This is a genomic window from Haemophilus parainfluenzae (genome assembly GCF_014931375.1).
Taxonomy (GTDB): Bacteria; Pseudomonadota; Gammaproteobacteria; order Enterobacterales; family Pasteurellaceae; genus Haemophilus_D.
In genome coordinates, this window is sequence record NZ_CP063117.1 from 1,411,089 (window position 1) to 1,432,054 (window position 20,966).

Consider the following 20,966-nt stretch of genomic DNA (forward strand, 5'->3'; position numbering starts at 1 on the left):
TAAAAATGACCGCACTTTTTAATCTTTTTTATCTTTACGATCCTTGGCTGTTTCATGTTGTACGAATGTCATTCGTCGCAGGTTTAGCGGCATTGGTTGTATTGGCTTATCAGTATTTTAAAAAGCAGAAACCACAAGGTATTACCGTGCCAGTGGATAGTTTAGTCGTTATCATTGGGCTGATTGCATTTAGCGTGATTCCACTTTTAGTCAATGGTACGCGAGATTTTTCTGTCATCACCATGTATGTGAAAGAGCTGATTTTATTTATCTTCGGCGTGGGACTTTATAATGCCTTCTATGCCAATGTAAATGATCAACTGAAGGTGGTGCGTGATTTACAACTCGGTGTAGTAGTGCAGTTTGCAGTAGGCGTGATTGGCTTACTCGGTGCATCATTTATGATTGATTTCTTGCTTTCAACCAATGCGGTGTTGCCTGCACGTTTTTATGGTTCGGAGCAGGAGTATCGTTTATATAACATCACCGCAACTGCCTTTTTCCAGTTGAGTTTATTCTATTTAATGCTGTTGCATTTCTTACTGGCTTACAACGCTAAACATAATACGCTTCCGAGTATTCTGGTATTTTTAATGTTATGTATCGGATTAATTTCAGGGCGTACATTCCTTCTGTTATCGGTTGTGAGCATTTTAGTGTATTTCAAATGGCGTTATGTTCCATCACTCATTGCGTTTGCTGTTTTGGTATTATTACTGGCCTATTTCTTACCTGAAAATCCTTATGTGGCACATGCTTTAGAGCCCGTGATTAATTTATTACACGGTGCAGGATTTGTCAGTTCGTCAACAGATACCTTGATGAAAAACCACCTCTTTATGCCAACGCTCAAGCAGTTCATTTATGGCGATGGTATGTATATGACAGGTGAGTTAGAAGTTGGCCGTTATTATGGGCATACGGACTCTGGTTTCTTACGCCAAATTCTTTATGGCGGCGTGTCTTATGCTTTAGTGTGTTTTGCCGTGACATTCTATTTTGTACGCAAAGTTGCCTTAAACTGGTTTGATGGCAGCTGGAAATTTATTCTTTCTGCCTTTGTGATTTTAGCGTTCTGTAACATCAAAGCGGATACCTTTGCTTTCCCAGGCATTATGTTTGTCATGCTGATGTTCTTATCGCTTTTTGGCACTCACGGTAAACAACTTATTTTATTTAAACAACAGGAGCAGAAAGATGTTTAGTATCATCGTGCCTTCTTATAATCGGAAAGAAGAAATTCCTGCCTTATTGGAAAGTTTAACTAAGCAAACCACCTATAATTTTGATGTGGTGATTGTGGATGATTGCTCGAAAGAACCCGTTGAAGTGACACAATCGTATCCATTTGCAGTTAAAGTTATTCGTAACGAAACCAATCAAGGGGCGGCAGAAAGCCGTAATATTGGGGTACGAAATGCGGATAATGAATGGTTGTTATTTCTTGATGACGATGATCGTTTTGCAAATGATAAATGTCAGAAATTAGCCGATGTGATTGCCGAGCATCCCGATGTTAACTTTGTGTATCATCCAGCTAAATGTGAAATGGTCAATGAAGGTTTTAGCTATGTGACTAACCCCATTGATCCACAAGAGATTAGCGTAGAGCGAATTTTACTGGCGAATAAAATCGGTGGTATGCCGATGATTGGGGTAAAAAAAGATCTGTTTTTAAAAATTGGTGGATTATCGACCGCACTTCGTTCATTGGAAGACTACGATTTCTTGCTGAAGCTTGTACAAGATCCAACGTTTAAAGCGTACAAAGTGGCAGAACCATTAACTTATTGTACCTTCCATACCAAGCGTTCTAGCGTATCAACGGATACGACTAATACGCAAAAAGCGATTGATTATATCCGTGAACATTATGTGAAAACGGCAGAGCAAGAAAAGAATTTTGCCATCAACGCACAATATATGTTGGCTTACCCACATATTATGAATTTATCCCGTAAAGCCGCTTTTTACTATTTTGAGATTTTTAAATTAACGAAAAGTATTAAGCAGCTAGTCATTGCCTTTGTGGTTTTAATTTCACCTAAATTGGCAATTAATTTGAAACGGTTTATGTAGATAACTTATTAGATAGAGAAGTATGAAATTTTCAGTTTTAATGTCCTTATACATTAAGGAAAATCCACAATATTTAAGAGAGTGTTTTGAAAGTTTAGTGGCTCAAACCCATCCTGCAGATGAGATTGTGTTGGTGTTTGATGGTGCTGTCACACCTGAATTGGAGGCCGTGGTTTCTGAATTCGAAACAAAATTACCCTTAAACTTAGTGAAGTTGCCAAAAAATTTAGGCTTAGGCAAAGCGCTTAATGAAGGTTTGAAACATTGTTCGCACGATTGGGTATTTCGTATGGATACCGATGATATTTGTGTGCCAGAACGTTTTGCAAAACAAGTGTCGTTTATTGAGCAACATCCGGATACGATTATTTTCGGTGGGCAGATTGCTGAGTTTGGCGAAAATATTCAAGACATCGTGGCATATCGTAACGTGCCGACTGAAGCACAAGATATCGTTAAATTTACCCAAAAACGTTGTCCGTTCAATCACATGACGGTGGCATATCAAAAAAGTGCGGTTATTAATTGTGGTGGATATGAGGATTTACAGGAAGATTATTACCTGTGGATTAAGCTTGTGGCGCAAGGACAAAAAGTGGCAAACTTGCCGGACATTTTAGTTTATGCCCGCGTGGGTAATGGCATGGTAGGGCGTCGTCGTGGTTTAAACCAAGCGAAAGCAGAATGGCGTTTATTTAAATTGAAACATCGCTTAGGTATTCAAGGCTTATTTTCAGGCTTATTCACCTTTGCCTTGCGCTCAGGTTCTCGCTTATTACCAACCTCATTATTGAAAGCTGTTTATAACAAATTTTTACGCAAATAATGCGATATTTTGAACATTAAAAAAAGGAAAAGAAATGAATTTAATCTCAACGTTAAAAATGACTGCATTATCGACCGCACTTTTATTGGCGGGTTGTTCAAGTAATACGACAACAACGGCAACCTCATCCACGAAAAGTATTCCGTCAGTAAGCAGTAATGCTGTTTATAGCAAACCAAGAACTTTAGATAACTTTAATGATTATGTTCAGTTCTTAAAAGGCAAAGCGGCTGCTGAAGGCGTATCATTGTCAGTATTGAATGCACAAAATAATATTCAATATATGCAAAAGGCTGTAGATTTGGATCGTGCACAAGCGGGGAGAAGCCAACGTAATGCGGATCAACCACAGTTACCGAATCCAAACGGTACAACGAATTATTTGAATAAAGTACTGACCCAAAACAAAGTAGACATTGCCGAAGAGCGTTATTGGGAAGTCCAGGCACCATTACAACAAGCAAGCCAACGCTATGGCGTTCAACAAGAATATATCCTTGCTTTATGGGGTATGGAAAGTAGTTTTGGCTATTATCAAGGTAGCTATGATGTACTATCAGCTTTAGCCACATTAGCCTTTGATGGTAGACGTGAAGCCTTATTTAGCAAAGAATTTGTGAATGCGATGAAGATGTTAGAACGTGATCATATTCAACGCAATAAAATGTTAGGCTCTTGGGCGGGTGCAATGGGACAAACTCAATTTATGCCAAGCGCATTCTTAAATTATGCAGCAGATGGTAATAATGATGGTGTGAAGGATATTTGGACAAACCAATTTGATGCGTTTGCTTCAATTGCAAATTATCTCCACACTGTAGGTTGGGATAACAAATTGCCTTGGGGCGTTGAAGTCACATTAAATCAACCATTAGATTTATCGCTTTCAGGTATTGAGAAGAACAAAGCTCGTTCACTCAGCGACTGGCAGTCTAAAGGCGTCACTTTAGCGAGCTTTAGCCAACAAGAACAAGATAAACTTGCTGCGCTTTCTCAAGCTGATCTTTGGCTCGTTCGCCCTGATAAAGAAGTTGGTCGCGCATTCTTGGTTTCCAATAACTACCGCACGATTTTAGATTGGAACAAATCAAATTACTTCGGCGTGAGCATCGGTATGTTTGCTGATCGCATTAAGATGGCCACCGGCTTGTAGAAAATTATTTTCCTTTTATAATCCAACAAAGCTTTGTTGGATTATTTTTTATCTATAATTTGAATATTTGGAGAACACGATGCAAAAAAAATGGCTTTCTATTTTATTGTTTGCACCTTTGATGCAGAGTAGCTATGCATTGGCTGATCAAGTTACGAAAAAAGAATTGGATTATAAAGCACTCGGTGAAGTGTTGTTTTTTGATAAATCGATTTCTTTTAATAAAACACAAAGCTGTTCAACCTGTCATAGTCCAGATACCGCTTTTGTGGATCAACGTAAGAATTCTGCAAATCAAATGGTCTCAGAAGGGGATAATCCTCATCTTCATGGTAATCGCAATGCCAATACTGCGCTTTATGCGATGTTCTCACCGAATTTTCATTTCGATAAAAAAATTCAAGATTATGTAGGCGGACAGTTCTGGGATGGCCGAGCGAAAGATTTAGCCGAGCAAGCAGGCGGACCACCAGTAAACCCAGTAGAGATGGGCATGCCAGATAAGAAAGCTATTGTTGAACGTTTAAAAGCGGATCCGACTTATTATAAACCTATTACAGATCTTTATGGCGAAAGCATTTGGGCAGATGCCGACAAGATTTATGCCATCATGGAAAAAGCCATTGGTGAGTTCGAAAAACAGGAATTATTTGCGCAATTCTCTTCAAAATATGATCGTGCTTTAAAAGGTGAAGCAGAATTGACCGCACTTGAATCTAAAGGTAAGGCATTATTTTTCGATAAAACACGCACAAATTGTAGTAACTGCCACCAATCAAGTGAAGCGAATTCAGCAACAGAAACCTTTACGAATTACCGCTATTTCAATATCGGCGTACCAAGTAATCAAGAATTAATTAAGCACAACAAATTAGCTGCCGATTTTGTGGATAATGGGCTATTGGATAATCCGATGGTGAAAGGCGATAAAAAGCAAAAAGGCAAATTTAAAGTGCCAACTTTGCGTAACATCAGTGTCACTGCACCTTATATGCATAACGGCGTTTTCCGTGATTTAAAAACTGTTTTGTTATTTAAAGACAGTTTTAATAATCCTAATCGTAAAATCAATCCTGAAACAGGAAAAGCGTGGGAGAAAGCCGAATATGCTCAAACCATCAATCCTGATGTTTTAAAAGCAAAACCGTTTACAGATGAAGAGATTAACGCATTAGAAGCATTCTTAAAAACATTAACTGACGAAGCTTACGAAGAATAATTAATCGCCTGAGTTGAATTTAGCAATCGTTTTCGGTATTATTCGCATCGATAATTATTATCATTTACTTTCTTGATTTTACTCAGGAGATTTTTCTTATGAAAAAACGTTTTTCAACTTTAGCGATTGCTACTATTCTTGGTTTAAGTGCAGGTTTTGCCAATGCTGACCCCGTGAAAGTAAAAGATATACTTGATCGTGAAGTCACTGTTGATTTACCGGCAAAACGCGTGGTACTTGGTTTCTATTATCAAGATTATATGGCAGTTGGTGGTGACAAAGCGTTAGATAACGTTGTCGGTTTTTCTAAGAAAGTATGGTCTTCTTGGGCACCAGCAAGCTGGGAGTTATTCAGCAAAGCGGTGCCAAAATTGAATCAATTAGATGATGTGGGTGAAGTGGAAGAAGGCACATTCTCTGTGGAAAAAGTGCTTTCATTAAAACCTGATCTTTTAGTCTTAGCTGATTGGCAGTACGAAATGTTAGGTTCTGATTTAGATGCCATTAATGAAGCGGGCATTCCAATTGTGGTATTAGATTACAATGCTCAAACCTTAGATAAGCACATTAAATCTACTGAAATTATTGGCGAATTAACAGGTCAGAAAGATCGCGCAGCAAAAATTGCGAAAGAATACAAAGACATTGTTGAACATATCCAGACTACGGTTAAAAATGCAAAATTAGCAAAACAACCAAAAGTGTATGTAGAGTTTGGTCGTGGTGGCCCAGCTGAACAAGGTATGACTTTCTTCTCTAGCATGTGGGGCTCTATGATTAGCCTTGTTGGTGCAGAAAACGTGGCGCCTGCAGAAATTGGCAAATGGGGTACGTTGGCTGCAGAGAAAGTGTTAGCCGCGAAACCGGATGCAATTATTATTACAGGCCGTGAAACTGAATTGAAGAAAAATCAAGACGGTATGGTAATGGGCTTTGGTATTGAAAAAGCAGAAGCAGAACGTCGTTTAAACGCATTCAAACATCGTGCGGGTTGGGCTGAATTACCGGCAGTGAAAAACAACCGTGTTTACGCAGCCTATCATGCGAACTCTCGTACGTTATCTGACAGTGCTTCAGTTCAGTTTGTGGCTAAAGCCGCTTATCCTGATCTATTTAAAGATTTAGATCCGCAACAAACTTACTTAAACTTCTATAAAAACTACTTACCGGTTACCCCGGAAGGTACGATTTATCTTTTCCCTGAAACCAAATAAAGGAAACGTTAATCAATGAAAAACAATTCTGTTGTAGCAGATATTGTGGCTAACCAGCGTAAGCTTGAACGCAAACGCTGGTTTGTTATTTTATCTTTTCTTGTGATTGGTGTGATCAGTCTTATTCTCGACGTGATGACAGGCCCAGCGATGCTATCGGTATCTGAAGTTGTGAATGCGTTATTCGGCATCGGTGAAGTCGATAAAATGACTAACAATATTGTGCATAATTTACGTTTACCGATGGCATTGATGGCGCTTGTAGTCGGGGCAACATTGGCTGTAGGTGGGGCAGAGATCCAAACCTTATTAAATAACCCTATGGCAAGTCCTTATACATTAGGACTCGCTGCAGCAGCAGGTTTTGGGGCTTCTGTTGTGATTGCTTTCGGAAGTTTTGGTTTACCGGTACAAATTGCAGTGCCAATTGGTGCGTTTGTCATGACCATGCTTGCGTCAGGGATTCTTTTCTTGTTCGCGTCTAAACGTCGTTTTAATTCTGAAATGCTCGTACTGGTAGGGATTGCATTGCTCTTTATTTTCCAATCCTTACTCTCATTAGTACAATTTATTTCGGCTCCCGAAGTCTCGCAGCAAATTCTGTTTTGGCTATTTGGTAGCTTAAATAAAGCCACGTGGCAAAGCTTAGTCATCATTACTGTTGTGACAACGATATGCGTAGCATTACTTTCAAAAGAGCTTTGGAAATTGACCGCACTTCGTTTAGGTGAAGATCGTGCAGCAAGTCTTGGTATCAATTTGCAAGTATTACGTATCAAGGTATTAGTTCTTGTCGCAATGATGACGGCGACAGCAATTAGTTTCGTTGGCGTGATTGGCTTTATCGGCTTAGTTGCACCACATGTTGCTCGAATGTTACTTGGTGAAGATCAACGTTTCTTCTTACCGGGCGCAATGTTAGTCGGTGCAGCATTCTTATCCCTTTCTTCGGTATTATCCAAAGTTATTATCCCTGGTGCATTATTCCCAGTAGGGATTGTTACCTCGTTTATTGGGGTGCCTTTCTTCTTTTGGATTATTTTAAATAACAAGAGGGGACAATAATGTTAGAATTAAAGAATCTTACGGTAAAACGAGGTGATCTCACCGTTGCTGATCACATTAATGTCCGTTTTGAAGAAGGTAAAGTTTACACGGTGCTTGGGCCAAACGGCACGGGAAAATCCTCCATGCTGAAAACCATTTTTGGTGAATTACCACATGAAGGAATGATTACCTATCAAGGCAAACAGCTAGAACGGACGAAGTTAGCAGATTGGCGTAAACCAATTGGTTATATGCCTCAAGATAGCCGAGTAGATGCAAGCTTGACCGCACTTGAAGTTGTCCTTTTGGGACGAATGGATAGTCTAACGATGCGAGTAAGCGATGAGCTTCTCACTGAAGCAGCAAGTATTATGGCACAATTAGGCATTGGTCATTTAGCCCATCGTGATATTCTGAATCTCAGTGGTGGACAGCGTCAAATGGTGATGTTTGCCCAGGTTTTATTACGTGAGCCACAGATTTTAATGTTAGACGAGCCGGTGAGTGCGTTAGATATGCATCATCAGCTTAATCTATTAGAAGAAGTTTACACCTATACGAAACAGAAAAATCTGATTACTATAATGGTATTACATGATTTAAGTCTTGCCGCTCAATTTTCAGATGAGTTGATTTTACTTGGTGAAGGTAAAGTGCAAGGCGTGGGCGATGCGCATCATGTTTTACAAGTTGAAACCATTAATCGTTTATATCGTGTAAACGTTGAATTATTACAATGTAGCGCAGGTTTGCCGGTGGTTCGTCCACAACGTAAATCAGCACATTCTTAGAAGGAAATGAAAATGAAGAAAATCGCACTTGCAGCATTATTAGGTTTAAGTTTTGCTGCTCAAGCCGCTCATCATGACATCAAAATGTTGAATTCAAACAGTGAAGGCTCAATGGTTTTTGAACCGGGTTATTTAAAAGTACAACCAGGTGATACAGTGACATTTCGTCCGGAAAATAAAAGCCACTTTGTACACAGTAAAGCGATTCCTGAAGGTGCACAAAAATTCCAATCTGAAGAAGATCAGGAACTCACGATCACTTTAGATAAAGAAGGTGTTTATGTTTATACTTGCCCAGTACACCGTTCAATGAATATGAATGGTGTGATTCAAGTGGGTGATAATCTATCAAACAAAGAACAAGCAGAGAAAGTGGTGAAAGACCTTGAGAAAAAATCTATGACGAACAAAGGTCGTCTTGAAAAATATTTTGCTCAAGTAAAATAATTATTGAAATCGATGCGCCAGTTTGATGATTGGCGCATCTTCTTTATGTTTAAATCCGTTATTATTTACTATGCTTACAATCACCACTTGCAAAACTTATCCTTCGGCTCCTCAAAATCTTATTCCTGTTCAAACACAACTTTCTGATCAAGGTATTCCTACTCAATTTTTACCTTGGCAAGAAACATTACAGAGCCATTTTATTCTGCCTTTAGCCGCATGGGATTATGCAAATTTTTATGATGAATTTACTCAATGGATTAAACAGCATAAGAATGCGTTCATCAATCCTGCGGAATTAATGTTGTGGAATAGTCATAAAGGCTATCTATGTGATTTACAGAATTGGGGTGTCAATGTTATCCCAACCCTTATTTGTTCACCAAAAACATCTGAAATTTTGACCGCACTTGAAAGCCAAGATTGGCCTGAATTTGTGATTAAACCTGCTGTAGGGCAGAGCGGTAATTTAGTGACAAAACTCAAACAAGGTGAAGCGTTACCTAATCTTTCTGCGTATGGTGAGCAAGTTGTGCTACAGCCGTTTATTCCTGAAGTGGCAACAAATGGTGAAACTAGTTTGATTTTTTTCAATGGTGTATTTAGTCATGCTATTCGCCGACAGCCACCTCAAAATGAATGGCGAGCGAATTCACAATATAAAGTTGAAATTATCCCTGTTGAGGTTGATAGCCATATCATTGAAACCGCTCGTCATGTTTTACATAAATTGCCTGAAATGCCTGTTTATGCCCGCGTAGATGGAACGATTATTAACAATGCATTTTTATTGAATGAATTAGAGTTGATTGAGCCAGCGCTATATTTAGATCGTTGGGAAGGGGCGACAGAACGATTTGTGGATGTGTTGAAAAGCAGAATACTAAAATAAGCGCATAAAAAAACCTTACTTTTTACAGTAAGGTTTTTTTCATCTTAACGATTAATTATTTTGCAGCTGGAGCGGCTGGAGCAGCTGGGGCTGCAGGTGCAAATTTTTGTGCTAAATCAGCACCGTCTTTTTGTAATTTAGCTACTGCAGCTTGTAGTTTTTCAACTTTAGCTTGGTAAGCTTTAGTTTGTTCTTCAGTTGGCGCTTTAGTTGCTAAGTTTAATTGATCAACTAATAATTCGCTTGATAATGAAAGCACTTCTTTATTTTGATCTTTAATGCTTTTCACTGAAGGTGCTGTAATATCTAATTTATCTAAGCTTGCAATTGTATCTTCAACAGTTTTGTTGAACGTTTTGATTGCTTCTTCAATTTTTTTGTCATCTTTTGCTTGAACAGCCGCAGTTAAATCAGATTGAAGTTTTTGTTGAGCAGCCATTTGAGCTTGCGCTTGGCTTGCGTTCCATTCAAGTAATTTGTTGTAGTCAGCTTGTTCTTGCGCTGGTGTAGCTTCAGCTGGTTTTGCAGCTTCAGCAGGTTGAGCCGCTTCTTGTTTAGCTTCCGGTGCAGGCTGAGTGGTTTCAGGTTTTGCTGGAGCTGGTTTATCTGCTGGTTTATCACAAGCAGTTAAGAATAATGCAAATAATGCAGTTGCGCTGATTTTAGTGAATTTGTTCATAAAAAATCCTTTATTGATACAATAAAAATTTCTTAGCTTGTAAAACTAAGCCCCTTCTAAGACCGTACATTTTAGAATTAGTTTAAAAAAAATTCAAAAACTATTTTAGTGTTTGAATATATTCACTTAAATTATGAATATCTTGCTCACTTAAACGTTGTTTTGCCGGGCTTCCTGCACTAGGAATATTTCCTGCTTTTCGTTCTAAAAGTGCGGTTGAAATTTCTTCTGGTTTTAATTGATTAATAATTTTGGATTCACCCATCGCTGGTTTTTCGCCTTGTTTCCCATGACAAGTTGCACAAGAGCGTTTATATACCTTTTCTGCTTTCACTAAGTCAGCTTCGGCAGAAAGGGCAGGAGGGGCAAATAAAAAGCCTAAAACAGGTAAAAGTGTAGAGAGTAAGTAAATTCGTTTTTTCATTTTGGCTAGCCTTTAAATAATTTATCTAAATCTTCTGCGGGAATCGCGCCTTCATATTTAGCCTGAATATTACCTTCAGGTGTAATTACAAAACTTGTTGGCGTACCGATAAGCTGATAGCGTTCAGCAGTAATTTTTAATTGGTCTTTGATAACCGGTAACGTAAGCTGACGTTTGGCGACCACGGCTTTGGTATCCACTTTATCCCCATCCACATTTATGGCGATAAGCTGAACTTTATCTGGATTAGCTTCGGCCAATTTTTCGAATTCTTTTAGTTCTGCGACACATCGTCCACAGGTTTCAGACCAGAATGTCAGTAAGCGAGTGCCTTTCCAATCATTAAGTTTCACTTCTTTACCTTGTAAATCATAGGCAGCGATGTCTGGTGCTTTTTGACCAATTGCAGCGACTTCATCTTTACAAGAAACGCTGCCAAAAATGACCGCACTTATGGCTAGTAGTTTGACGAATTTATTTTTCATGAATTTCCTCTTTTACAAATTTTCCGTGATGGAGATAAATAACACGATCGGTTAACTCACCCAATTCTGGATTGTGTGTCACCATCACAATGGTTCTCCCTTGGCGATTTAATTCTTGTAGTAAATCCAGTACAAGCGCTTCATTTTTTTCGTCGAGATTACCCGTAGGTTCATCGGCAAAAATGACTGGTGGTTGGTTCACCAACGCGCGAGCAATACATACCCGTTGTTGTTCGCCCCCAGAAAGTTGGCTTGGACGGTGATCAATACGATGACCTAATCCCACTTGTTCGAGTACCGCTTTAGCCGCGGCTTCATCAGTCACACTGTGATAGTGCTGAGCCAGCATCACATTTTCAAGTGCGGTCAAATAAGGAATTAAATGGAATTGTTGGAAGACTAGACCAATTTTTTCTGCACGGAAACGCTGACGACCGATTTCATCCAATTGTGCCGCATCGACACCATCTAGAATGACTTTACCTTCACTAGCCGTATCTAAGCCGGTCAGAATATTCATCAGCGTTGTTTTACCGGAACCTGATGCACCCATTATCGCAATAAATTCACCTTGGCGAATTTTAATATTAATATCTTCTAAAGCGGTGACTTGCCCGAATCGTTTATATAAATGTTGCGTTTCAATTACAAATTCACTCATTTTATTCCCCTTTTAATACATTTGCGGTTTGGATATTTAAAGCGCGTTTGGTTGGTACAATCACCGCAATAAAGGCAACCAATAACGATAAGACGATAGTAATTGGAATAACCGGTAGACGCATATCAATGTAAGATTTAAATACGGTTAATCCAAGTAATTGTGCCAAGATGTAGCCGAGAATCAGTCCCGCGACAATTGCACAAAGTGCTATGATGAGAATCTCGGTACTAATCTGTTTAATGATGTCACTTTGTTTGGCACCTAGGGCTTTTTGTAGCGCAAATTCTTTTGCTCGCTCACCAACAATTGCAATCAACGTGGTGTTCACACAAAGGGTCGCGAGAATCAAAATGACCAATGAGATTAAGCCCATCAATCCTTTGATTTTATCTAAAATCTGTCCTTCTGAAGCGGAGACTTTTCGAATCGGTCGAGCCGTCAGATCGGGTTGATGTTGCATAATGTCTTGGGCAAATTGTGCGACATTACCTTGTTCATTTTTTACATTGAGTAAGGCGTTGTTGGCTAATCCTTCTTTATCCAACCAATTTTGGGCAAACTCTAAATTCACGATTAGCATGTTGTCTGTGGCATCACCTGCCTCAACAATACCTTTTATTGTGAATTCATGTTTTTCAACCGCATTTTTAGACAGCGTTAATTTACTTCCGACGCCTAAATTGAGGCGTTCCGCTAAGGTTTTCCCAATCATGGCATTGCGATCATCAAAATTTACATTAATGGCTGAGCCGGTAATTTGCCAATAAGGTGCAAGCACACGCATATCTTCAAACCAGACGCCCATAATCACGATTTTTTCTAAATCACTTCGCGCAACACCATATAAATAAGGACTGGCAGCGGTAATGAAATTATCCGGTGCATTGTGCAGAATTTGCTTTAATTGGCGTTCTTTCATCAATCCACCATTGGCTGCACCGATGTAAAAGTTTGCCCCAAAGGTACGGAGCTCTTGGCTCATTTTGGTATTAATATCGAAATAGACCGCAGCCATTGCTGTCACAATGGACGCACCAACAGTCAGGGCAGAGAAGATAATAAATACTCGTTGTAAGCGTAGGCGTAATGCTTGGAAGATTAAACGCCAAAACATACTTTTATTGGCGGCCATAGAGCACCTCCACAGGGTAAAGTTTGGCAATACGATGAGCAGGGAACCAAGTACCCACTACAGCAATTAAAATAGACAGCATCAATACGCAAGGGATTACAATCCAAGCAAAACTGAGCGGAACACCAAATAGCGCAGATCCAATAAATCTTGCTAAGCCCCAACCAGCAATACAACCAAGCGAACCACCAATTAAGGCACTGATAATGGCTTCACAATAAAACAATAACGCGATTTGCCATTGGTATGCGCCTAACGCTTTCATTAAACCAATTTCTTTTGAACGCTCAATGATCCCTGTACTCATTAATGAGGCAATCCCCATAGCTGCCGCGATTAAAGCGGCGAGAGTCACGACAGCAAGCAATAACTGGATTTTACCAATGACGACCCCTTCTGATGCGGCAACTTGCCAAATTGGGCGAACAATAGCACCAGAAATGGCTTCTTCTAACTGATGTGAAATAGAAGAGACATAAGCCGTACAATACCAACGATCGTACTCTTCCGCATCTAATGCATCGGTATTAGCACGGGCTTTACGAGAAAGATCATTTTCTGGTACGGTAAGCGCAGAGACTTTAACTGATTGAATTTTTCCTTCTAAGCCCAGTAATTTTTGCACAGCGTTGAGCGGCATGACTAATTGATTATCTTCAGTCCCACCCGTGGATAAAATACCGGTAATTTCAACCGCACTTTGATTATCTAGCTCATTATTTTGATAGCGAAGCTGGATTTTATCACCTTGTTTTAAGCCAGTTCGTTGAGCCAATTGCTCACCAATCAATGCAGGAATAAATTCTCCTTGAGGTGTTTCAAGATCGTTGACCCATTCCCCTTGCACATGCCAATAAGGACTAATGATTTTTTGTCCTGTGTGGTAATCATCTTCATCTGGTACAGGGATGTTGTGATCGAAAAACGTACCTAACACATTAATTTGTCCAAGTGCGGTTGATTTATCGTGAGTGTTTGTGGAAAGCGTTTCCGCTTTTACATCTGCACTTAATAACGGTGCAAAACCTACGATATTATTTCGCCAGAAAATATCTTTAATATTCGGCAGCTCTTTTTCATCGAGAAAATCTTGGCTACTTAAATCTGCGTTATGACTGAGTTCATCAGGCAAGGCTGCATTACTTGCAGGTTCAACTAAAATATTGGCTCCGTAAGATTTGAGCTCTTTTGCCATTTTATCGCCAATATCAATGGATACCGCCAAGAGCGCAGAGACTAAGCCAGCCGCTAAGAAAATAGTAATAACGGCCAACAGTTTACGTTTAATGCTGAAGCGCCAAGATTGAAATAACATTCTTGCTAGCATTATTCCCCCTTACCTAAATATTTTTCAGGGTTATCACGGAATAAATCAAGATTTTTCTCACTTTCAAAGAAGTAAGTTTTACCTTCGTAATTATATTTGTGTTCCGTTTTAGTGTTTTTCATTTGGGCGCCACTAATCGGATCTTTTACATCGATTTCAACAATCGTGCTAAATAAATTTAACCCTTCTTCTAAGCTGGTTCGATTAATGAGAATTTCAGTCTCAGTTTGTTGCCAATCTTCAATCGGCACAGGATTACAGCCACCCGGTTTACCAATAGATGGAATAAACATATGTACGCCGCAGCCTACACAAACGACTTGGTTACCTTCCATCACATAGCCTTGGTCACCACAAAGCAAGCAGGCATCAAATACCGCAGCTAGACTCAATTTATCTGGTTGACGATTAATGACAAAGAAACGTACGGCTTTACCGTCATCAGCAATCCAAACAAAACGATGCAATTTGCCATCTTTTACTTGCTCAATTGGAATATGGACTTGTTGCTTTTCATCTAAGGTCAAAGGAATCGCTTCTGAAAGTTGTGGTGGACGAGAAGCAATTTGCTCCCAATAAAGCTGTGTAGCAAAAATAATCGCTAAGGCCAAATAGCCCCAACCAAGTAAGCGAGAGGAGGTACGCAATGCGGCTAATTTTTGGCGTTTTTCAATAGGTTCTTGTGTCGCATTAACTTGTTGCTTGCGTGATAAATGAATTTTGCTGTAGAAGATGGCAAGTACAACGAAGAGTAAGGCAGCACAGATGTAATTCAACCAGCGAGTAATTTCGCCAGATTTCGCAACAAAGCTTAAACGTAGTTTGGTGAGTTCAAGCACTTGAAGCTTCATTAAAATTAATAAGAGTTCGCCAATAAGTGGAACCAGTAAGCAAATTAAGAGAAGGCCCATTACACCTTTTAAAAGTGCGGTCGATTTTTGTTGTGTTTTTCCCGCTTGTTTTAAAAGTAAATCGATCCAACCTTGTAAACATAAACAAAAAACAAAGGCAAAAATGACCGCACTTATGTGCAGGATTGAGTCTGTGTTGATGACATCAGTAGAAACAAGCGCGGTAATGTTAGGATCTTTTGCCCAGAAGCTGCCTGCGATAAGCATTAATACCGTTTGCCAGAAGGCCGGTAAGCGACCTTTACCGAAAATTAAACATAAGGCAAAGATAAACAATAGTGCCAATATTACGCCATTGAGCACTAAATTGGTCATTTGTCCCGTAGGTAAACTAAGACGTAGTACGATACCGGCAGTAAAGCCAAATAAGCTAAGCCAAATTATTTTTTTTGCACTCACAGCGGATTGTTTGCTGTGATAAACACCGAGCAGTAATGAAAAGGGTAAAAGTGCTTGAAGGAAAAAAGTAAAAAAATAATTCATAGTTTGACCATTTAATAGGATAAAACAGACGATATTTTAAGGTTAAATGAAATGCTATTGCCTTCCCCTGACAAACAAGGGAAGGCAAGTCGGTAAAATGAGATTTACCTTAGATTATTTGATGCCAGTGAATTTGAATTCATAGTTAACATCAAATGGTTTCCACCAACGACCAACACCTGTTTCAGAGTCGGTATGACGGTGCATACCCGCTTTTGATGGTGGGTCGATGTGGTAAGTTAATTTATAGTTACCCACGCCCATCATTTTCACGTTAGCACCGTAGTGAGGACCGTCACCCGCTACCATTGGCATGAAGGTACCTTCTTGTTTTTCACCCGTATCAGCATTTACTAAAGTATAGTTGATGGTTAAGTAAGGCATCCATTCACCATCACCAAAGCCATTTTTATTACCTTTTACTGCGTGGATGTCCGCTTCTAAGTGGATATCTGATTTCGCAGCAGGTAAACCCATACCACGTGGTTCCATATCGATTGGTTTGAGATAAACCGCCGCAATTTCCATTTCATTCATGGTTACCGCTTCACCGATTGGATATTCTTGGAATGCGTTAGCAGTAGATGCGGTGAAAATACCCGCAAATAATGCTGTTGCTAAAAGTGCTTTTTTCATTGTTTTTCTCCTAAAGGATTGTTGGGTATTACGCGGCTTTTTTGCTTTGATATTTCATAATAAACAGAGCAAATACGGCTGCGACGAGTAAGATTGCTTGTGGAATCAAGGTTTCCATATAAGGATAAATACCTAACCACGAAATTTCAGGCATACCGCTAATCAGCGTTGGCTCGAAAAGTTTGCCTTCAATGAGTTCTAAAACAGATTTACCGGCGAATACAAAGGCCATTAAGTACATAAATGAACCCGTAAACATAAAGAATGGTTTAAGCGGTAATTTCACCACGGTATAACGCATCACGAAGTAGCAAATGGTGAGAATAATTGCGCCGACAATGATACCTGCGAAAAGGTAGATGAAACTGACCGCACTTTTCGCATCACCTACAAGGGCATAATAGAACAATACCGTTTCCGCCCCTTCACGATATACGGCTAAGAAGCTGGTAAGCCATAGGCCAATGAGTGAGCCAGTAGTAAGAGCAGTAGACAGTTTACCTTCTAAATAACGTTTCCAGTTTTGTGCTTCGACTTTCGACAATAACCAGTAACTCATCATAAAGAGCATGACGACGGCAAAAATCATCGTAAAGCCTTCGAGTAATTCGCGGTTTTGACCCGAGTTTTCAAAGATAAGTTGGAAGATAAATGCGGTAACCACACTGGCAATTAGCGCCACATAAACAGACTGACGAATAACCGGCAGTTTATCTTGGTGATTATTTTTAATTAAGTAAGTCACGATAGCCGCAACAATTAATAAGGCTTCTAAACCTTCACGAAGAATGATTAAAAGGCTATATAAGAACATAGACCAATCGCTTTGCTCTTCGCCCTGTAACATTTCAACCGCTTTAGTTAAATTCTGGTTTAGGCCATCAGCTTGAGCTTGTAACTTATCACCTTGTTCAGCTTTCATTAAACTCACGAGACGAGTAAAGTAGCCTTCAAGTTCAGCTTTAAAGTTACTATCACGAGAACCTACTTTGTTTTCCATTCCAGTGCTTTCAAACACGTCGAAATAGGTGTCTTGTACGGAAAGAATCGCTTTTTTGCTTTCACCTTGTTGATAGAGGGTAATCGCTTGTTGGATACGTTGGTTGATCTCTTGTTTAATCTTATTCCAATCTTGCTCTTGTTGGTTATCAGTTGCTTGCTGTGCTGCATTGGATTGAACATTTTGTTCTTCACGTGTCGTTGGCAGGTTAGGCAAGTTTTCTTCAATATCTTGTAATAATTGAGTGCTTTGATAACCAATCTCTGTGATTTGATCGGCTTGTTCGCTTAAACGAATGATGTTGTAAAACTGTTGGTTAATCGCAGCTGAGATTTCTGCAGAGCGATTTTGGCGAATGGACATTTCCATTTCTGAGTTTTTATAGCCATCATATTGTGCTTGTTGGAACAATTTTTTGGCATTGGCAAGATCACCATTTTGATAAGCATCGATCCCTTGAGCGATTAAATCATCAATGGTTTTAAAACTTTGTTGCCAATAAGGGGCAATCGCTTGATTATCATAAACGCCATGTTGTCCGTCAGCATTGAGTTGATGACCTTCAACCAATGATGGCAGCACTTCTTGTAATTCTTTTTTGAGTTGATCGATTTTAGCCTGAATCTCTTTTTGTGAACTGCCTTCACCAATCATTTTACGGATCTCGCCAAAAGTCGCTTCCATTTGGTAACTTTTTTGTGCGGAGAAATTGATACGAATTGGGCCTTCTAGATTTTCAAAGACTTCAAAATAAGCCATTTGCACTTCAGTACGGGCGTCATCTTTATTGCCTTGTTGGAGCAGTTGAGACGTTTTATCTAAGCGAGCCGTAATATCATCAACCCATTGTTGATAGTTATCTTGTGCAAAGAGTGAAGAAGAAGAAAAGGCGAGTGAAAAAATTAAAAAGAAAAATCGAATAGAACGGAATAGCATCGTCTATTTACCTCATTACCTAAAATGAAATTAATTCCTATTTATAATTATCTTTTGATATCAGTGAAATGACAATAAATAATTTTAATTTTTGTGATGGAGATCAAAAAATTCACAAGAGTCGGAAATGTCTAGAGGGTTATTGTATGCTTAAAAGAATAAAGCGTCTTTGTTAGGCGCTTTATGGAGATATAAAAGTGTGGTCAAAAATAAGCGAGTTTATTGAGCGGGTGCAACTTCTTCAACAGGCGCTTTATTATCTAACACATCCCATACACTTTCTTGTTTTGCGGATTCTGGTTGCTCAGGTTGTGGCGATTGCGTAGTCTGCGCTGCGGTAGCTGTTGCCGTACTCGTCGTTGGTGCAGAAGCGCAGAAGTTTTGATCTTTATTTATCCATACAGGGATCGTCCGACTGCTACCACAACTCCAACTGCCGTAAGCATTGATGCCAACCCATTTAATGGTAGAAGGTTGACCGAGTTTCAGTTTTTCAATAACCACACGGTTTAAATAATCTTTATAGATTTGTAGTGCACCAGAGGCACCCGTTAATTTAGTTTCACCGTTATCATCGCGACCTAGCCAAATGGTGCTAACATTTTTACCATCAATCCCCACAAACCAAGTATCACGGGCATCATTGGTGGTGCCTGTTTTACCTGCAAGACGAAGATCCGCGTAATCATTTTGTAAACTACGCGCGGTACCTCGTTCTACGGTTTGTTGCATCGCATATAAGGTTTGATAAGCAGCCTCTCTCGGCACCACTTGATCCGGCACGGTATTGTGTTCGTAAATAATATTCCCTTGGCGATCAGCAATGCTTTGAATGGTACTTAACTCAATTTTGCCACCTTGATTTGCAATGGTTTGATAGAGTTTGGTCACATCATAAGGTGAAATACTATAAGAACCAAGCAAGGTTGCAGGCACTTTTGGAATGGCTACATTATCCCAGCCCATGGCTTTTTGCGTATCGATCACTTTGCTTAAACCGACTTTCATCCCAATGTTTACCGTTGGAATATTCAGCGAGCGAGCAAGGGCATCCATCAACATCACCGAACCGCTGTATTTGCGATCGTAGTTACGAGGTTGCCAAGGTTGGCTACCTTTAACATAAATCGTGATTGGCTGGTTTTGAATTGGCGTATTTAAACGAAATTGTTCCGGATTCATCAGTGCGGTCAAATAAATGGATGGTTTTACCAAAGAACCAATTTGACGTTTTGACATTAAGGCTCGGTTAAATCCGGCATATTCTGTTTGTAATCCACCGACAACAGCACGTATTTCACCCGAGTGATAATCCGCGACAATCATTGCGCCTTCTAAATGTGGATTTTTAGTTTGTATTTGTAATTGATTAACCGTATTCACCACAGCATTTTCAGCTTGTTCCTGTTGTTTTAAATCCATAGTGGAGAAAATACGCGCACCAAGTAGCGCAGAGGTTTTATTTTCCCCTAATTGACGGCGAAGATCGGCTTGCAATGTTTGAATGAAAGCAGGGTATTTACGAGAAATTTGACCTTTAGCTTGCACGCCTAATGGACGTTTACTCAACATCTCATACAACTCATCCCCAATCATTTGGTGATCAAGCATCAGTTTTAACACCACATTTCGGCGATCGAGTGCATATTGTGGATTTCGCCATGGATTATAAAGGGATGGTCCTTTTACCATGCCGACTAAAAGGGCAATTTGGTCAAGGCTAATTTCACGGATAGAACGACCAAAATAGAATTGGCTTGCCAATGCAAAACCGTGAATTTGGATATCACCATTTTGACCAAGGTAAATTTCGTTAAGATAGGTTTCTAAGATACGGTTTTTATCATATCGCCAATCTAATACTAATGACATCAACGCTTCATTGGCTTTACGTGTAATAGAACGTTCGCTAGATAAGAACAAGTTTTTCACTAATTGCTGAGTCAGTGTACTGCCGCCTTGAACCGTTTGACCCGCTCTAATATTAGCAATCATTGCACGCATAATACCGATAGGGTTAATCCCGTTATGATCATAAAAACGGCGATCCTCAGTGAGTAATAAGGCATCAATGAGTAAGCGAGGGTAGTGCTGTAATGGAATCGCTAAGCGATCTTCATTATCTGATTCCAACATGGCAATTAATTTAGGCGCAAGACGGAATTCATCAACCGCTTTGACGTTGACTAAATCTTCAATACGAGAAAGTTTGTTATCTGTAAAACGTAAACGCAATACACGTTGAGGTTCAGGCTTGTCAGGATAAGGGAATGCTCGACGAAGTAATACGATGGTATCCTCTTCGAGTTTAAAATCGCCCGGTGCTGCAATCATAGTAGTTTGACGGTATTCGTTATCCAATAAGATTTGAATCACTTCGTCAAAAGAAAGGTTATCAGACAGTTTTACACTTTCTAAGCGACTATACACTTCAGCCGGTAAACGCCAAATCTGGCCATCCATTTTTGAGCGAATTTGCCAGTCTAAATAGCCACCATAAAATACGGCAAGCGTCCCTAAAGTAAAGGTCGCTTTAGCTAAAAAGATTTTACAAGAACGGCGCTTATCTGGCGCTTGTGTTTCTTGTTGTTCTGATGAGGTGTTTTCCGTTTCCGACATAA

The 20,966-nt window shown here is 39.6% G+C and carries 20 protein-coding genes; 10 read left to right on the forward strand and 10 right to left on the reverse strand.

From position 1 onward, the window contains the following. Positions 1 to 5 precede the first annotated feature (5 nt). The 10 genes from INP95_RS06870 to INP95_RS06915 all read left to right on the forward strand — a co-directional run bounded on the left by INP95_RS06870 (position 6) and on the right by INP95_RS06915 (position 9,668). Complete coding sequence (locus tag INP95_RS06870; protein WP_049369307.1) at positions 6 to 1,205, forward strand: hypothetical protein; 1,200 nt, start codon at positions 6 to 8, stop codon at positions 1,203 to 1,205. Beyond that, positions 1,198 to 2,079, forward strand: a complete 882-nt coding sequence (locus tag INP95_RS06875; protein ID WP_049369305.1) for a glycosyltransferase family 2 protein — start codon at positions 1,198 to 1,200, stop codon at positions 2,077 to 2,079. The genes INP95_RS06870 and INP95_RS06875 overlap by 8 nt, the downstream gene beginning before the upstream one ends. A gap of 22 nt (positions 2,080 to 2,101) precedes the next feature. Further along, positions 2,102 to 2,905, forward strand: coding sequence for a glycosyltransferase family 2 protein (locus INP95_RS06880; RefSeq protein WP_049369304.1), 804 nt, complete (start codon positions 2,102 to 2,104; stop codon positions 2,903 to 2,905). A gap of 34 nt (positions 2,906 to 2,939) precedes the next feature. Continuing rightward, positions 2,940 to 4,058 carry a lytic murein transglycosylase gene (locus tag INP95_RS06885; protein ID WP_049369303.1) on the forward strand — a complete coding sequence of 373 codons (1,119 nt, stop codon included), beginning with the start codon at positions 2,940 to 2,942 and terminating at the stop codon, positions 4,056 to 4,058. A 79-nt stretch (positions 4,059 to 4,137) separates the two neighbouring features. Beyond that, a complete protein-coding gene (locus tag INP95_RS06890; RefSeq protein ID WP_049369301.1) occupies positions 4,138 to 5,277 on the forward strand; it encodes a cytochrome-c peroxidase in 1,140 nt (379 codons plus the stop codon). Between the two features lie 98 nt (positions 5,278 to 5,375). Then, a complete protein-coding gene (locus INP95_RS06895) occupies positions 5,376 to 6,491 on the forward strand; it encodes an ABC transporter substrate-binding protein (protein ID WP_049369299.1) in 1,116 nt (371 codons plus the stop codon). Between the two features lie 15 nt (positions 6,492 to 6,506). After that, a complete protein-coding gene (locus INP95_RS06900) occupies positions 6,507 to 7,556 on the forward strand; it encodes a FecCD family ABC transporter permease (protein ID WP_054418916.1) in 1,050 nt (349 codons plus the stop codon). Further along, positions 7,556 to 8,329, forward strand: coding sequence for an ABC transporter ATP-binding protein (locus INP95_RS06905; protein WP_005696236.1), 774 nt, complete (start codon positions 7,556 to 7,558; stop codon positions 8,327 to 8,329). The genes INP95_RS06900 and INP95_RS06905 overlap by 1 nt, the downstream gene beginning before the upstream one ends. Before the next feature lie 12 nt (positions 8,330 to 8,341). Next, positions 8,342 to 8,776, forward strand: a complete 435-nt coding sequence (locus tag INP95_RS06910) for a pseudoazurin (RefSeq protein ID WP_197560402.1) — start codon at positions 8,342 to 8,344, stop codon at positions 8,774 to 8,776. A gap of 70 nt (positions 8,777 to 8,846) precedes the next feature. Then, positions 8,847 to 9,668 (forward strand): ATP-grasp domain-containing protein, encoded by an 822-nt coding sequence (locus INP95_RS06915; protein ID WP_197560403.1) that lies wholly within the window; start codon positions 8,847 to 8,849, stop codon positions 9,666 to 9,668. A 55-nt stretch (positions 9,669 to 9,723) separates the two neighbouring features. Here INP95_RS06915 and INP95_RS06920 read toward each other — a convergent pair whose 3' ends face one another. The 10 genes from INP95_RS06920 to mrcB all read right to left on the reverse strand — a co-directional run bounded on the left by INP95_RS06920 (position 9,724) and on the right by mrcB (position 20,964). Next, positions 9,724 to 10,347 carry a PM1805 family lipoprotein gene (locus tag INP95_RS06920; protein ID WP_111387819.1) on the reverse strand — a complete coding sequence of 208 codons (624 nt, stop codon included), beginning with the start codon at positions 10,345 to 10,347 and terminating at the stop codon, positions 9,724 to 9,726. Positions 10,348 to 10,447: 100 nt separating this feature from the next. Further along, positions 10,448 to 10,771: a c-type cytochrome gene (locus tag INP95_RS06925; RefSeq protein WP_049373315.1), complete on the reverse strand. Its 324-nt coding sequence runs from the start codon at positions 10,769 to 10,771 to the stop codon at positions 10,448 to 10,450. 5 nt (positions 10,772 to 10,776) lie between these two features. Further along, positions 10,777 to 11,256 carry a TlpA family protein disulfide reductase gene (locus INP95_RS06930; protein WP_197560404.1) on the reverse strand — a complete coding sequence of 160 codons (480 nt, stop codon included), beginning with the start codon at positions 11,254 to 11,256 and terminating at the stop codon, positions 10,777 to 10,779. Next, the gene (locus INP95_RS06935) at positions 11,246 to 11,917 is read right to left on the reverse strand and encodes an ABC transporter ATP-binding protein (RefSeq protein WP_197560405.1); all 672 of its coding nucleotides are present in this window, start codon (positions 11,915 to 11,917) and stop codon (positions 11,246 to 11,248) included. The genes INP95_RS06930 and INP95_RS06935 overlap by 11 nt, the downstream gene beginning before the upstream one ends. A gap of 1 nt (position 11,918) precedes the next feature. Then, on the reverse strand, positions 11,919 to 13,052 hold the full coding sequence (locus INP95_RS06940; RefSeq protein WP_005697665.1) for an ABC transporter permease: 1,134 nt from the start codon (positions 13,050 to 13,052) through the stop codon (positions 11,919 to 11,921). Continuing rightward, positions 13,039 to 14,379, reverse strand: coding sequence for an ABC transporter permease (locus INP95_RS06945; RefSeq protein ID WP_197543210.1), 1,341 nt, complete (start codon positions 14,377 to 14,379; stop codon positions 13,039 to 13,041). Before INP95_RS06945 ends, INP95_RS06940 begins: the two co-directional genes overlap by 14 nt. Further along, positions 14,379 to 15,773 (reverse strand): Fe-S-containing protein, encoded by a 1,395-nt coding sequence (locus INP95_RS06950; protein ID WP_197560406.1) that lies wholly within the window; start codon positions 15,771 to 15,773, stop codon positions 14,379 to 14,381. The genes INP95_RS06945 and INP95_RS06950 overlap by 1 nt, the downstream gene beginning before the upstream one ends. A 114-nt stretch (positions 15,774 to 15,887) precedes the next feature. Then, positions 15,888 to 16,409, reverse strand: a complete 522-nt coding sequence (locus INP95_RS06955) for an iron transporter (RefSeq protein ID WP_070590714.1) — start codon at positions 16,407 to 16,409, stop codon at positions 15,888 to 15,890. Between the two features lie 28 nt (positions 16,410 to 16,437). Next, the gene (locus INP95_RS06960) at positions 16,438 to 18,345 is read right to left on the reverse strand and encodes an FTR1 family iron permease (protein ID WP_197560407.1); all 1,908 of its coding nucleotides are present in this window, start codon (positions 18,343 to 18,345) and stop codon (positions 16,438 to 16,440) included. A 219-nt stretch (positions 18,346 to 18,564) separates the two neighbouring features. Further along, complete coding sequence (gene mrcB, locus INP95_RS06965; RefSeq protein ID WP_070590706.1) at positions 18,565 to 20,964, reverse strand: penicillin-binding protein 1B; 2,400 nt, start codon at positions 20,962 to 20,964, stop codon at positions 18,565 to 18,567. Between the last annotated feature and the right edge of the window lie 2 nt (positions 20,965 to 20,966).